We start from the raw sequence: 13177 nt of genomic DNA, 5'->3' as shown, positions 1-13177 counted from the left end.
GGCCCCTGGGGGAGACCGGAGTGCGGCGCCGTCCGGTACTACTGCTTCTGCGCGAGACGCTTGCCGATCTCGTCGTCGTACTTCTTGGCCAGGCTGTCGTAGTCGCCGCCCTGCAGGGCCGCAGCCAGGAAGTCCTTGATCGGGTTCGGGTTGTTCTCGACGTTGGCCCAGGACGCCACGTTCGGGGTGACGGCGCCGTTGGCGGAGGCCGGCAGCGCGGCCTTGGCGAAGTCACCGGTGACCTGGCTGTTCAGCGAGGTCTTGTTCGGGATCAGGCCGGAGGCGGCGAGCTGGCCCTCGAACTTGTCCGACAGGGCGATCTTCAGGAAGCCCTTGGCCAGGTCCTGGTTCTTGCTGGCCTCCGCGACGGCGAGGTTCGAGCCGCCGAGGAAGACGCTGGACGGCTTGTCGGCGGTCTTGCCCGGGAGCGGGAAGAAGCCCACCTTGTCGGCCGGCATGTCCTTGGGGGCCGGAGCCTCCCAGCCGAGGCCGATCATCGCGCCGATGTCGCCCTTGGGGAACAGCGTCGACTGCTGCGGGGTGGCCTCGTCCTTGTCCTTCGGGGCGTTGGAGTAGCTCTGCAGCTTCTGGTACGTCGCGAAGGCGGCCTTGGCCTCGGGGGACGACAGGTTGCCGACCCACTTGCCGCCGTCCTGCTTGGCGATCTTGCCACCCGCGTCGGTGACCAGGCCGAAGTAGGTGTACCACTCCTGACCGGGCAGGTAGAGCGCGTTGTTGACGCCCGGGGTGCCCTTCAGCTTCTCCAGGTCGGCGTAGAACTCGTCCAGGGTCTTCGGCGGGGCGGCGATGCCGGCCTTGGTCCAGAGCTCCTTGTTGTAGATCACCACGCGGTTGGTGAAGTACCACGGCGCGGCGTACTGCTTGCCGTCCAGGACCGCGGACTCGTTCAGGTTGGGGGCCCAGTCGCTGCCGCCCAGGTCCGCCTTGGCGCCGGTGAGGTCGGCCAGGCCGCCGGTGGCCGCGTAGCCCGCGGTCTGGGTGTTGCCGATCTCCAGGACGTCGACCGAACCCTCGGAGAGCGCGGTGGTGACCTTCTGGCCGATGCCGTCCCACTTCTGGATCTGGATGTTCAGCTTCGCGCCCGGGAACTGCTTCTCGAACTCGGCCTTGACGCCGTCCTGCCATGCCTGCGGGGCCGAGCCGTCCATGAACCAGGCGTTGAGGGTCTTGCCGTTGTAGTCCTTCGCGCCGCCCGACGACGCACCGTCGTCCTTCTTGGCGTCCGAACCACATGCCGCGAGACCGACGACCATAGCTGCGACGCCGACCGCCGCGATGAGCTGACGCTTCATTACGCCATCCTCCTGAGGGATGCCCGGGGTGCCCCCACGGGGAGGGCGACATACCGGCACGGAACGGCAGGAACTGGTGTCGCAAACCCATGGGAAGGGGTGGGGAATTCTCTGAGCGGTCTGCAGTGGTGTAGACCAGCTGCCTGGAGCTTGGCCTAGACCAATAGGCGTGTCAACGGTGGCCGGAGCAATTCGGACCACCCGTTATCAAGCCGACACCGCAGATCGTTCATCGTGTGATGAGCTCCCCGTCGACAGGACATACGTGCAACGATGTGTGCCGTTAACGAGGCAGCAGGGTCAAGGACGACCCCGCAACTAGCAGGAGATACGGCCCATGACCAGCGACGGGGGCAGCACTGCCCAGGTGAACAACCCCCAGGCGAAGAGCCTGCCGACGCAGGCAGCGGCCGACCCGACCGCCCGCGTCCCCAAGTACTACGGCCTGAAGCGCCATCTGCTGCAGCTGACCGAGACCCAGCCGGCCGGCACCCCGGTGCCGCCCGAGCGGGCGCTCGCCGCCCAGTTCGACACCTCCCGCACCACCGTGCGCCAGGCCCTCCAGGAACTGGTGGTCGAAGGCCGCCTGGAGCGCATCCAGGGCAAGGGCACCTTCGTCGCCAAGCCCAAGGTCGCCCAGGCGCTCCAGCTCACCTCCTACACCGAGGACATGCGGGCCCAGGGCCTGGAGCCGACCTCCCGGCTGATCGAGCTCGGCTACATCAGCGCGGACGAGCACCTCGCGCCGCTGCTCGACATCAAGCCCGGCAGCCGGGTGCTGCGGATCGAGCGCCTGCGGCTGGCCAACGGCGACCCGATGGCGATCGAGGTCGCCCATCTCTCCGCCAAGCGCTTCCCCGCCCTGCGGCGCAACCTGGCCAAGCACAACTCCCTCTACACCGCGCTGCGCGAGGTCTACGGGGTCACGGTGGCCGAGGCCGAGGAGACCATCGAGACCACCCTCGCCAACCCGCGCGAGGCCGGACTGCTCGGCTCCGACCTCGGCCTGCCGATGCTCCAGCTCTCCCGGCACTCCTTCGACGCCGAGGGCGCCCCGGTCGAGTGGGTCCGCTCCATCTACCGCGGCGACCGCTACAAGTTCATCACCCGCCTCAAGCGCCCGGAGTAACGCGGGGCGAGGCACGCTCCTCGGGGGCGCGAGGAACCGCGCGACCGGCGCTCCACGGAGCCGCACGGTTGCCCGCGCGGCTGCTCGCGCCCCCGAGCGGTTCGGCGGCCGGACCTGACGAGGTGGGACGCGGGCCCGTCCGGTATCCGGAATCTTCGGTCCGGGGTAGTGACACAGGTCACCCCAGGCCCTAGATTTCGCAGCCGTACTGACTGCCGATCACCGCAGGTGCTGCTCGGCGGGCGCACGACACCGTGCGCTGCGGCGCCGACGAGGTGAGCCCTCATCAGCCGGAGCACACATGTCGTCGTCCGAAGTCCCGAAGCCCGATACCGGCGCGCCGCCCGGCGCGATCCCGGCCGTGACCCCGGAGCGGGTGCTGGCCGGCATCTGCCTGCTCGTCCCGATCGTCGCGATGCTCTGGGTGTCCTCGTACACCAAGGTGACCCCGGGGATCGGCGGGATGCCGTTCTTCTACTGGTACCAGCTGCTCTGGGTGCCGGCCTCGGCGGTCTTCACGGTCGGCGCCTACCTGCTGCTCCAGCGCGACGAGAAGGCCCGCAGGGCGGCCGCCGAGGGCGGTGGGCCGGCATGAACCACGGCGTGAACGTCACCGCACTGACGATCTTCCTGCTGTTCTTCGCCCTGGTCACCGCGATGGGCTTCCTGGCCTCGCGCTGGCGCCGGGCGGACAACGCCCAGCACCTGGACGAGTGGGGCCTGGGCGGCCGCAGCTTCGGCACCTGGGTGACCTGGTTCCTGCTCGGCGGCGACCTCTACACCGCGTACACCTTCGTCGCCGTGCCCGCGCTGATCTACGGCGTCGGCGCGGCGGGCTTCTTCGCGGTGCCGTACACGATCATCGCGTACCCGCTGGTCTTCCTCTTCCTGCCCCGGCTCTGGTCGGTCTCCCGGGTGCACGGCTATGTCACCCCGGCGGACTTCGTCCGCGGCCGGTACGGCTCCAAGGGGCTATCGCTCGCGGTCGCGCTGACCGGCATCCTGGCCACCATGCCGTACATCGCGCTCCAGCTGGTCGGCATCCAGGCGGTGCTGGACGTGCTGGGCGTGGGCGGCGGGGCGAACAGCAACTGGTTCGTCAAGGACCTGCCGCTCTTCCTGGCCTTCGCGGTGCTCGCCGCGTACACCTACTCCTCGGGGCTGCGGGCCCCGGCCCTGATCGCGTTCGTCAAGGACACGCTCGTCTACATCGTGATCATCGTCGCGGTGATCTACATCCCGATGCGGCTCGGCGGCTACGGGCACATCTTCGACTCGGCCGCGCAGAAGTTCTCCACCGTCAGTCCGGCCACCGGCAAGCCGGTCGGCTCGCTGGTGACCGGCGAGAGCGCGCAGTGGACGTACGCCACGCTGGCGCTCGGCTCGGCGATGGCGCTGTTCATGTACCCGCACTCGGTGACGGGCGTGCTGGCGTCCAAGTCCCGCAACACCGTGCGCCGCAACATGGCGATCATGCCGGCGTACTCGCTGATGCTCGGCCTGCTGGCGCTGCTCGGCTTCATGGCCATCGCGGCGGGCGTCGGCAAGGGCGTCAAGGGCTACAACGCGCAGCTGGCGGTGCCGCAGCTGTTCGCGGACATGTTCCCGGACTGGTTCACCGGTATCGCCTTCGCGGCGATCGGCATCGGCGCGCTGGTCCCGGCGGCGATCATGTCGATCGCGGCGGCCAACCTGTTCACCCGCAACGTCTACAAGGAGTTCCTCAAGCCGGACGCCACGGCCGCCCAGGAGACCCAGGTCGCCAAGATCGCCTCGCTGCTGGTGAAGGTCGGCGCGCTGGCCTTCGTGCTGCTGATGGACAAGCAGTTCGCGATCAACCTCCAGCTGCTCGGCGGCCTGTGGATCCTGCAGACCTTCGTGTCGATCGTCGGCGGGCTCTTCACCCGCTGGTTCCACCGCTGGGCGCTGCTGGCCGGCTGGGCGGTCGGCATGGTGTACGGCACCTGGAAGGCGTACGGGGTCTCCTCCCCGGCCACCAAGCACTTCGGCGGCAGCTCGGCGGTGATCCCCGGGGTCGGCGAGATCGGGTACATCGGCTTCACCGCCTTCGTGCTCAACCTGCTGGTGTCGGTCGTGCTGACCCTCCTCCTGCGGGCCTTCAACGCCCCTGACGGCGTCGACCAGACCAGCCGGGCGGACTACAGCGCCGAGGCCGGGGACAAGGCTCTGAAGGACGCCCCGGTGCCCGTGGCGGCGCACTGACCCCGACAGGCGCACTCGTCGCCGACTCGTGCGCCCTGTGATCGCGCCGTCACCTCCGTCAACACTGGGGTGGCGGCGCGATCACTCGGCGGCGCAATCGTCCCGGGGGCGCGACCATGGAGTGCGCGTGGCTCGCGCGTCCCCACCGAGTCACGGACACCAACGGGGAGAACCGGTCATGGCAGAACTCACCAGCGTTTTGAACGGACACCGCCTCGCAGCCCCCCAGCGTGCGCTGCCCTCCGTCCTGATCGCCACCCGGCACGGCGAGAGCACCGCCAACGTCGAGTTCCAGCTCGCCGCCGAGACCGGGGCACTGACCGTCCCGATCACCAGCCGGGACGCCGACATACCGCTCTCCCTGCACGGCCAGCGCCAGGCCCACCACCTCGGCCGCTGGTGGGCCTCACTGCCCGCCGCCGACCGGCCCCGCGCCGTCTGGTGCTCCCCCTACCTGCGCACCACCGAGACCGCCAGGATCGCGCTCGCCCAGGCCTGCGGCCTCGGCGCGGTGCCGGTCGGGCTCCCGGTCAGGTACGACGAACGCCTGCGGGACAGAGAGCTCGGCATCCTGGAGATGCTGACCGCCGCCGCGATCGAGAAGGAGCACCCCGCCGAGGCCGCCCGCCGCCGCAAGATGGGCGAGCTCTACTACCGACCCCCCGGTGGAGAATCGTTCCTCGACGTCGCGCTGCGGATGCGCAGCTTCCTGCGCGACCTCTGCGAGGAGGAGGACGGCAGAGCGGTGCTGGTGGTCTCGCACGACTGCCCCGTCCTGATGCTCCGCTACATCCTGGACCGCCTCACCGAGCCCCAGCTGCTGGAGCTGCACGCGGTACGCAACTGCTCGACCAGCCTCTGGCGCTCCCTGGACGGCCGACTGCGCCCCGAACACTGGAACTCGGTGTCCCACCTCGACTGACACCGGCCTTTCAGGCCCTCGGCGCGGCACCGGACGGGCGGGCCCGGCTCAGCGCCCGGATCAGCGGCTGGACCGGTCGGCCAGCTTGGGCCAGCAGCCTGCGAAGGCGCGCCGGTAGGCCAGCGGTGTCGTGCCGAGCCAGCGGCCGAAGTGGTGGCGGAGGGTGGCCGCGTTGCCGAAGCCGCAGCGGGCGGCGACCACGTCGACGGGCTCGGTGGTGCTCTCCAGCAGGCGCTGGGCGAGGAGGAGGCGCTGGTTGGTGAGCCAGCGGTGCGGGGTGGTGCCGGTCTCCTCCTGGAAGCGGCGGGCGAAGGTGCGGGGGGACATGTGGGCGCGGGCGGCCAGCTGGTCCACCGTCAGGTCCTGGTCGACGTGGCGGCGCAGCCAGTCGAGCAGCCCGCCGAGCGAGTCCGCGTCGCACACCGGCAGCGGCTGGGCGACGAACTGCGCCTGGCCGCCCTCCCGGTGCGGGGCGACCACCATCCGCCGGGCGATCGCCCGGGCCACCTCGGCGCCCTGCAGCTTGCGGACCAGGTGCAGGCAGGCGTCGATCCCGGCGGCCGTCCCGGCCGAGGTGATCACCGGGTCGTCGTCCACGTAGAGCACGTCGGGGTCGATGGTGCTGAGCGGGAAGCGCCGGGCCATCTCGTCGGTGTGCTTCCAGTGCGTGGTGGCCCGGCGCCCGTCCAGCAGCCCGGCGGCGCCGAGCAGGAAGCTGCCGCTGCAGATCGACAGTGCGCGCGCCCCGCGCTCGACGGCGGCGCGCAGTGCTTCGGTGAGCGCCGGTGGGTACTCCGCGCGCCGTCCGACCGCCGTCACCACGACCAGGTCCGCCTCGGCCAGCCGTTCCGGCCCGTACGGGACGTCGAGACCGAAGCCGGCGTGGGTGGCGAGCCGGCCGGAGCGGTCGGCGGCGAGGGCGAAGTCGTACACCGGCAGACCGTCGTCACTGCGGTCGAGCCCGAAGACCTCACTGGCAACGCCGAGTTCGAACGGGTGGACCGGCTCCAGCACCACGGCGACGACGTTCTTCAGCATCCCCCCAGAATGCCGTTGGCAGGATTTCGATGCAACCGGTCATTTCTGCCACTCGCGGCTGCGACCTGCGCGGACGAGGGTTGAGGGCATGACCTCGGAGACACTCGCAACCTCGCTCGGCCTGCTCGGCACCATCGGCGGCTTCGGCCTGCTCGGCTTTCTGATCGGCCGTGAACTGCCCGGCCGCGGCCTGCCGGGGCACCCCGGCGGGCCCGGCTCGGGCGGCGGTCACGGCGAAGGTCCGGGCGGCGGTCACGAGGGCCCCAACCACCCCGCGGCGCCGGTTCTTCCCGACCGCCTGTACGGCACCCTGCCCGCCGCCTCCGCCTTCCCGTCCGGCACACTGTCCGGATGGACATCCTCATCCGCCGGGCGCTCGAAGAGGACCTCGAAGCCGCTGGTGACGTCACGGTCGAGGCGTTCGTGGGCGACGGTCACACCTCGCCGGACAGCGGCTACGTCGAGCTCCTGCGGGACGCCGGCCGCCGCAACCAGGAGGCCGAACTCCTCGTCGCGGTCGACCCGCACAGCCGGCAGGTCCTCGGCTGTGTGACCCTCGCGGTCGGCGGCACCGAGTGGGCCGACATCGCCGCCCCGCACGAGGGCGAGATCCGTATGCTGGCGGTCGGCGCGGCGGCCCGCGGGCGCGGCGCGGGCGAGGCACTGGTCCGTGCCGCGATGACCCGCTGCCGGGAGCTCGGGCTGGCCGGAATGGCCTTCTCGACCCGCCCGGGGATGAAGGCGGCGCACCGGATCTACGAGCGCCTGGGCTTTGCCAGGACCCCCGGACGGGACTGGGCACCGGCCCCCGGAATCGACCTCATGGTGTACTCCATCACCTTCTGACGGCCTCTGCCGCGTAACCACGCGGGTAGCTCGGCCACGACACACGCCACTACATCTGGTGCCGCATCGTCGCACCGCCACAACATGTATGCTCGCTCTCGCTGTCGAAGCAGGGGAACCCGGTGCGAATCCGGGACTGCCCCGCAGCGGTGAGCGGGCGGCTCCCCCAAGCGCCCGTAAGTCCGATGACCTGCCGACGGTGTGCCACACGGCTTCCCCGCAGATGCCTTGCAGCACCGCAGTACGTCCGGGCCTCGCGGGTGGGCCAGGGGGGCGAGAGCGCGCCGATACCGGGCGTGCTGTCCTTTCCTGCGCTCGTGTCGGTCCGGACCTCCCACCCCCAGCCTCCGGCTGGGAGGGGCTCCCCAGTCGTCCGCCGCCGCCAGGAGAGAAGCGCCTTGACCATCGCTGCCTCAGTTGCCCTGCCCTCCCAGGGTTCCGCCGCCACCCCCCAGACCGACCCCGGTGCGGCACTGCTTCGGCTCCTCACCGACCGCAGCGTGGACCTCCCCCAGGTGGACCCCGGCCACGTCGCCGCCGCCGCGCTGCGCGGCCGCCACGCCGGCTCGGACTTCGCCGAGCTGCGCGGGCTGGCCGTGGAGGCCGCCGCGTCGATGATCGCCGAGGACCCCCAGTACTCGAAGCTGGCCGCCCGCCTGCTCGCCATGGAGATCGCCGACGAGGCGATCGGCCAGGGCGCCGTCTCGTTCTCCGCCTCGATCGCCGTCGGCCACGCCGAGGGCCTGATCGGCGACGTCACCGCCGCCCTGGTCGCCAAGCACGCCGAGGTCTTCGACGCCCTGATCGACCTTCAGGGCGACGACCGCTTCGAGTACTTCGGCCTGCGCACCGTGCAGTCCCGCTACCTGCTGCGCCACCCGATCACCCGCAAGGTGATCGAGACCCCGCAGCACTTCCTGCTCCGCGTCGCGGCCGGCCTGGCGGTCGGCGACAGCGAGCAGTCCGTGGCCGAGGTGGCCGAGCTCTACACGCTGATGAGCCGCCTGGAGTACCTGACCAGTTCGCCGACGCTCTTCAACTCCGGCACCAAGCACCCGCAGATGTCCAGCTGCTACCTGCTGGACTCGCCGCTGGACAACCTGGACTCGATCTACTCGCGCTACGCCCAGATCGCCCGGCTGTCCAAGCACGCCGGCGGCATCGGCCTGTCCTACAGCCGGATCCGTTCGCGCGGCAGCCTGATCCGGGGCACCAACGGCAAGTCCAACGGCATCGTCCCGTTCCTGCGCACCCTGGACTCCTCGGTCGCCGCCGTCAACCAGGGCGGCCGCCGCAAGGGCGCGGCCTGCGTCTACCTGGAGACCTGGCACGCCGACATCGAGGAGTTCCTGGAGCTCCGCGACAACACCGGCGAGGAGGCCCGCCGGACCCACAACCTCAACCTGGCGCACTGGATCCCGGACGAGTTCATGCGCCGGGTGAACGCCAACGCCGACTGGTCGCTGTTCTCCCCCGCCGACGTCCCCGAGCTGGTCGACCTGTGGGGCGCCGAGTTCGACGCCGCCTACGTCCAGGCCGAGGCCGCGGGCAAGGCCGTCCGCACCATCCCGGCGCAGACCCTGTACGCCCGGATGATGCGCACCCTGGCGCAGACCGGCAACGGCTGGATGACCTTCAAGGACGCCTCCAACCGCGCCGCCAACCAGACCGCGCTGCCCGGCCGGACCGTGCACTCCTCCAACCTCTGCACCGAGATCCTGGAGGTCACCGACGACTCCGAGACCGCGGTCTGCAACCTCGGCTCGGTCAACCTCGGTGCCCACGTGGCCGCCGGTGCCACCGCCGCCGACCTGCTGAACGCGATGGACTGGGAGCGGCTGGACGCCACCGTGCGCACCGCCGTGACCTTCCTGGACCGGGTCATCGACATCAACTTCTACCCGACCCCCGAGGCCGGCGCGTCCAACTCGCGCTGGCGCCCGGTCGGCCTGGGTGTGATGGGCCTGCAGGACGTCTTCTTCAAGCTCCGCCTGGACTTCGACTCCGCCGAGGCCAAGCAGCTCTCCACGCTGATCTCCGAGCGCATCATGCTCACCGCGTACGAGCGCTCCAGCGAGCTGGCCGAGCAGTTCGGCCGCCACGAGGCGTACCAGGAGACCCGCGCCGCCCGGGGCGAGCTGCACATCGACCACTTCGGTGCGGCCACCCCGCAGTGGACCGAGCGCTGGGACGCCCTGCGCGCCACCATCGCCCGCACCGGTCTGCGCAACTCGCTGCTGCTGGCCATCGCGCCGACCGCGACCATCGCGTCCATCGCCGGTGTGTACGAGTGCATCGAGCCGCAGGTCTCCAACCTGTTCAAGCGCGAGACCCTCTCCGGCGAGTTCCTCCAGGTCAACCCGTACCTGGTCCGGGAGTTGAAGGAGCTCGGCGTCTGGGACCAGCAGACCCGGGACGCCCTGCGCGACTCCAACGGCTCGGTCCAGGACCTCAACTGGCTGCCCGCCGGGGTCCGTTCGCTCTACCGCACCGCGTGGGAGCTGCCGCAGCGCGCGCTGATCGACCTGGCTGCCGCCCGCATGCCGTACATCGACCAGAGCCAGTCGCTGAACCTCTTCATGGCCGCGCCCACCATCGGCAAGCTCAGCTCGATGTACGCGTACGCCTGGAAGGTCGGTCTGAAGACCACCTACTACCTGCGCTCGCGCCCGGCCACCCGGATCGCCCAGGCCGCGACCCGCAGCAACGCCGTGAGCGTGCCGGCGCCCACCATGACCGCTGAGGAGCAGGCCACCGCCATCGCCTGCTCCCTGGAGAACCCCGAGTCCTGCGAGGCCTGCCAGTGAGCACCCCTCAGTCCGAAGACCGCAAGAAGATGCTGCTCGACCCCGGCTTCGAGCTGACGCTGCGTCCGATGCGCTACCCGTCGTTCTACGACCGGTACCGGGACGCCATCAAGAACACCTGGACCGTCGAGGAGGTGGACCTGCACTCCGACGTCGCCGACCTCGCCAAGCTCAGCGAGGGCGAGCGGCACATGATCGGCCGCCTGGTCGCCTTCTTCGCGACCGGTGACTCGATCGTCGCCAACAACGTGGTGCTGAGCCTCTACAAGCACATCAACTCCCCCGAGGCCCGGCTCTACCTGTCCCGGCAGCTGTTCGAGGAGGCCGTGCACGTCCAGTTCTATCTGACGCTGCTCGACACCTACCTGCCCGACCCGGACGACCGCGCGGCGGCCTTCGCGGCGGTGGAGAACATCCCCTCCATCCACCAGAAGGCGCAGTTCTGCTTCAAGTACATGAACGCGGTCGACCACATCGACTCGCTGCAGACCAAGGAGGACCGCAGGGCCTTCCTGCTCAACCTGATCTGCTTCGCGGCCTGCGTCGAGGGCCTGTTCTTCTACGGCGCCTTCGCCTACGTGTACTGGTTCCGCTCGCGCGGTCTGCTGCACGGCCTGGCCACCGGCACCAACTGGGTGTTCCGGGACGAGTCCATGCACATGGACTTCGCCTTCTCCGTCGTGGACACCGTCCGCGAGGAGGAGCCGGACCTGTTCGACGACGAGATGGCCAAGCAGGTCACCGAGATGCTGGAGGAGGCCGTCGAGGCCGAGCTCCAGTTCGCCCGCGACCTCTGCGGTGAGGGCCTGCCCGGCATGAACACCGAGTCCATGCGCGAGTACCTGCAGGCCGTCGCCGACCAGCGGCTGGCCCGCCTCGGCATGCCGATCCGCTACGGATCCAGCAACCCGTTCGGGTTCATGGAGCTGCAGAACGTCCAGGAGCTGACCAACTTCTTCGAGCGCCGGGTCTCCGCGTACCAGGTCGCCGTCGAGGGCTCGGTCTCCTTCGACGACGACTTCTAGGCCACAACCACGAAGGCCGGTACGGGACTTCCCGTACCGGCCTTCGCCGTACCTCCGGCCGCCGCAGCTCCGGCTGTCGTACCTCCGGCCGCCGTACCGCCGGCTGTCCGTCCCGTCAGTCGTTCGGGACGGTCGCGTACCGGGGGGTGCCCTCGGCCATCTGCTTCAGGGCGGCCTTGCGGTCGCGCTTGGAGAGCTTGTCGATGTACAGGAAGCCGTACAGGTGGTCGGTCTCGTGCTGGAGGCAGCGGGCGAAGAAGCCGGTGCCCTCCACCCGGATCGGGTTGCCGTCCTTGTCCTGGCCGGTCACCGCGGCGTAGTCGGGGCGCGGCAGTTCGGCGTACGCGGTGGGGACGGAGAGGCAGCCCTCCTGGCCGTCGTCCAGGACGCGGCGGCGGCCGACCGGCGGCTCCTCCAGCACCGGGTTGACGACGTGGCCGATGTGGCGCACACCCTCGTCGTCCGGGCAGTCGTAGACGAAGACCTTGAGGTCGACGCCGACCTGGTTGGCCGCGAGGCCCACGCCCTCGGCCGCGTACATCGAGGAGAACATGTCGTCGATCAGCGCGGAGAGTTCGGCGTCGAAAGCGGTGACGTCCTGGCACTCACGGTGCAGAACGGGGTTGCCCACCACGGTGATCGGGCGAGCGGTGGCGTTGGCGAGGTCCGGCACCTCACCGATCACCTCGGTCGGCTGAGGCTCCTCGTGCTCATGCTCGTGGTCGTGGTCGTGCTCGTGGTTGTGCTGGTCCGCCATCGTCGCTTCCGCTTCCGTGGATCACTGGGGGTTTACCGCTCAAGAGTACGGCCCCGAGATACTGCCGGGTCCTTACTTCCCTTGCCCGGCGGACCTCTTCGGCCTCTTCGCCCCGACTTCTGCTAGCAGACCTCTTCGAGGTCGCGGTAGGCCCTGGTCCCCGGCGAGGCGGCGGCCCAGCGGTCGAGCAGCCGGCGGACCAGCCCGGCGGGGGCGGCGATCCCGCACTCCCGCTCGGCCAGCCAGGACATCCCGCCGCTGCCGCTGAGGTGGCTGAGGTGACCGGGGTGGTCGAGGTCGCCGTCGTCGTGCGGGTCGTGGTGGTGGGTGTGCCCGTCGTCGGCGGCCATCCGGCTCTCCGAACAGGTGCGGCAGAGCAGCCGCACCGAGGAGGTCCAGTCCTCGGCCGCGTAACCCGCGTCGGCGACCAGCCGCTCCAGCGCGTCGCGGTCCGCGGCGGTGGCCGCCTGGAGCAGCACGACGAAGGTCGGCACCGGGGACGGCGCCCAGAGCTCGATCTCGTCGAAGACCGGGTACGCCACCCCGTCGGTGACCCGCTCGCCGTGCGGGGCGCCGTCGTGCAGCACCACCTCGCCCCAGCGGCGGCCCGAGGAGGGCAGCGGGATGGAGAGCACCTCGATCCTCGCCGGGTCGAGGCGTCTGCCCCAGACCACCTCGGACTCGCCCTCCGGGGAGAGCCGCACCGGCGTGGTGCCGAGGTCCAGCTCCACCGGGCTGTCCAGCGCGGCACCACCGGGCAGCCGCAGGCCGTACGCCTGCCAGGCGCGCCGGGCGAGCGGCCAGTCCTGCAGGGCGGTCGCGGTGATGCCGAGGTTCCACCAGTCGGGGGCGCCGTGTTCGCGGTCGAGCAGGGCGACGGCGCGCAGGCCGGCGCTGCGCGCCTGGTCCCAGTCGCGGCGGAACTTGTGCAGCAGTGCGAGGTTGAACCAGGAGTCGGAGAGCCACGGCTCCAGGTCCGCCGCCATCACCAGCAGCGCCCCCGCGTCCTCGTAGCGGCCGTCACCGATCAGGGTGAAGGCCCGATCGGTCGTCTGCCGCCAGGTGGCCGACGGCCGGTGCCGTGCGCGGTGGAAGATCCTCACGTTCCGTCCCTGCC

Annotated in this window: 11 protein-coding genes and 1 riboswitch; of the genes, 7 read left to right on the top strand and 4 right to left on the bottom strand. The window is 70.5% G+C overall.

Going from position 1 to position 13177, the window contains the following annotated elements; genetic code table 11:
• Window positions 1–38: 38 nt before the first annotated feature.
• Window positions 39–1313, bottom strand: coding sequence for an extracellular solute-binding protein (locus UK12_RS01875; protein WP_045298685.1), 1275 nt, complete (start codon window positions 1311–1313; stop codon window positions 39–41).
• Window positions 1314–1650: 337 nt separating this feature from the next.
• Between UK12_RS01875 and UK12_RS01870 the strand changes: the two genes are divergently transcribed.
• From UK12_RS01870 to UK12_RS01855, 4 genes are all read left to right on the top strand, one after another.
• Window positions 1651–2442: a GntR family transcriptional regulator gene (locus UK12_RS01870; RefSeq protein WP_063838196.1), complete on the top strand. Its 792-nt coding sequence runs from the start codon at window positions 1651–1653 to the stop codon at window positions 2440–2442.
• Window positions 2443–2743: 301 nt separating this feature from the next.
• On the top strand, window positions 2744–3037 hold the full coding sequence (locus tag UK12_RS01865; protein WP_045298684.1) for a DUF3311 domain-containing protein: 294 nt from the start codon (window positions 2744–2746) through the stop codon (window positions 3035–3037).
• Window positions 3034–4665, top strand: a complete 1632-nt coding sequence (gene mctP / locus UK12_RS01860) for a monocarboxylate uptake permease MctP (protein ID WP_197084467.1) — start codon at window positions 3034–3036, stop codon at window positions 4663–4665. Before UK12_RS01865 ends, mctP begins: the two co-directional genes overlap by 4 nt.
• Before the next feature lie 178 nt (window positions 4666–4843).
• Complete coding sequence (locus UK12_RS01855) at window positions 4844–5587, top strand: histidine phosphatase family protein (protein ID WP_045298682.1); 744 nt, start codon at window positions 4844–4846, stop codon at window positions 5585–5587.
• 60 nt (window positions 5588–5647) lie between these two features.
• On the opposite strand, the gene UK12_RS01850 is transcribed toward UK12_RS01855, so the two are convergent.
• Window positions 5648–6625 carry a helix-turn-helix domain-containing protein gene (locus UK12_RS01850; RefSeq protein ID WP_045298680.1) on the bottom strand — a complete coding sequence of 326 codons (978 nt, stop codon included), beginning with the start codon at window positions 6623–6625 and terminating at the stop codon, window positions 5648–5650.
• A gap of 351 nt (window positions 6626–6976) precedes the next feature.
• On the opposite strand from UK12_RS01850, the gene UK12_RS01845 reads away from it, so the two are divergent.
• The 3 genes from UK12_RS01845 to UK12_RS01835 all read left to right on the top strand — a co-directional run bounded on the left by UK12_RS01845 (window position 6977) and on the right by UK12_RS01835 (window position 11303).
• Window positions 6977–7471 (top strand): GNAT family N-acetyltransferase, encoded by a 495-nt coding sequence (locus tag UK12_RS01845; protein WP_045298678.1) that lies wholly within the window; start codon window positions 6977–6979, stop codon window positions 7469–7471.
• A gap of 82 nt (window positions 7472–7553) precedes the next feature.
• Window positions 7554–7683, top strand: a riboswitch (cobalamin riboswitch).
• A 186-nt stretch (window positions 7684–7869) separates the two neighbouring features.
• Entirely contained in the window at window positions 7870–10278 is a 2409-nt protein-coding gene (locus tag UK12_RS01840; RefSeq protein WP_045298676.1) for a ribonucleoside-diphosphate reductase subunit alpha, read from the top strand.
• Complete coding sequence (locus tag UK12_RS01835) at window positions 10275–11303, top strand: ribonucleotide-diphosphate reductase subunit beta (RefSeq protein WP_231590994.1); 1029 nt, start codon at window positions 10275–10277, stop codon at window positions 11301–11303. Before UK12_RS01840 ends, UK12_RS01835 begins: the two co-directional genes overlap by 4 nt.
• Before the next feature lie 115 nt (window positions 11304–11418).
• On the opposite strand, the gene def is transcribed toward UK12_RS01835, so the two are convergent.
• Together def and UK12_RS01825 are read right to left on the bottom strand one after the other, a co-directional pair.
• On the bottom strand, window positions 11419–12060 hold the full coding sequence (gene def, locus UK12_RS01830; protein WP_045298674.1) for a peptide deformylase: 642 nt from the start codon (window positions 12058–12060) through the stop codon (window positions 11419–11421).
• A 122-nt stretch (window positions 12061–12182) separates the two neighbouring features.
• Complete coding sequence (locus UK12_RS01825; protein WP_045298672.1) at window positions 12183–13163, bottom strand: tetratricopeptide repeat protein; 981 nt, start codon at window positions 13161–13163, stop codon at window positions 12183–12185.
• Window positions 13164–13177 lie beyond the last annotated feature (14 nt).

This window comes from Saccharothrix sp. ST-888, from assembly GCF_000955975.1.
Classification (GTDB): domain Bacteria; phylum Actinomycetota; class Actinomycetes; order Streptomycetales; family Streptomycetaceae; genus Kitasatospora.
This window is presented reverse-complemented; position numbering and strand designations above follow the sequence as displayed.

What these genes read in the sequence shown, in the direction of transcription:
- UK12_RS01855 (WP_045298682.1), top strand. Translation starts at nt 4,844, where the DNA reads ATGGCAGAACTCACCAGCGTTTTGAACGGACACCGCCTCGCAGCCCCC.
- UK12_RS01845 (WP_045298678.1), top strand. Translation starts at nt 6,977, where the DNA reads ATGGACATCCTCATCCGCCGGGCGCTCGAAGAGGACCTCGAAGCCGCT.
- UK12_RS01850 (WP_045298680.1), bottom strand. Translation starts at nt 6,625, where the DNA reads ATGCTGAAGAACGTCGTCGCCGTGGTGCTGGAGCCGGTCCACCCGTTC.
- UK12_RS01870 (WP_063838196.1), top strand. Translation starts at nt 1,651, where the DNA reads ATGACCAGCGACGGGGGCAGCACTGCCCAGGTGAACAACCCCCAGGCG.
- def (WP_045298674.1), bottom strand. Translation starts at nt 12,060, where the DNA reads ATGGCGGACCAGCACAACCACGAGCACGACCACGACCACGAGCATGAG.
- mctP (WP_197084467.1), top strand. Translation starts at nt 3,034, where the DNA reads ATGAACCACGGCGTGAACGTCACCGCACTGACGATCTTCCTGCTGTTC.
- UK12_RS01875 (WP_045298685.1), bottom strand. Translation starts at nt 1,313, where the DNA reads ATGAAGCGTCAGCTCATCGCGGCGGTCGGCGTCGCAGCTATGGTCGTC.
- UK12_RS01865 (WP_045298684.1), top strand. Translation starts at nt 2,744, where the DNA reads ATGTCGTCGTCCGAAGTCCCGAAGCCCGATACCGGCGCGCCGCCCGGC.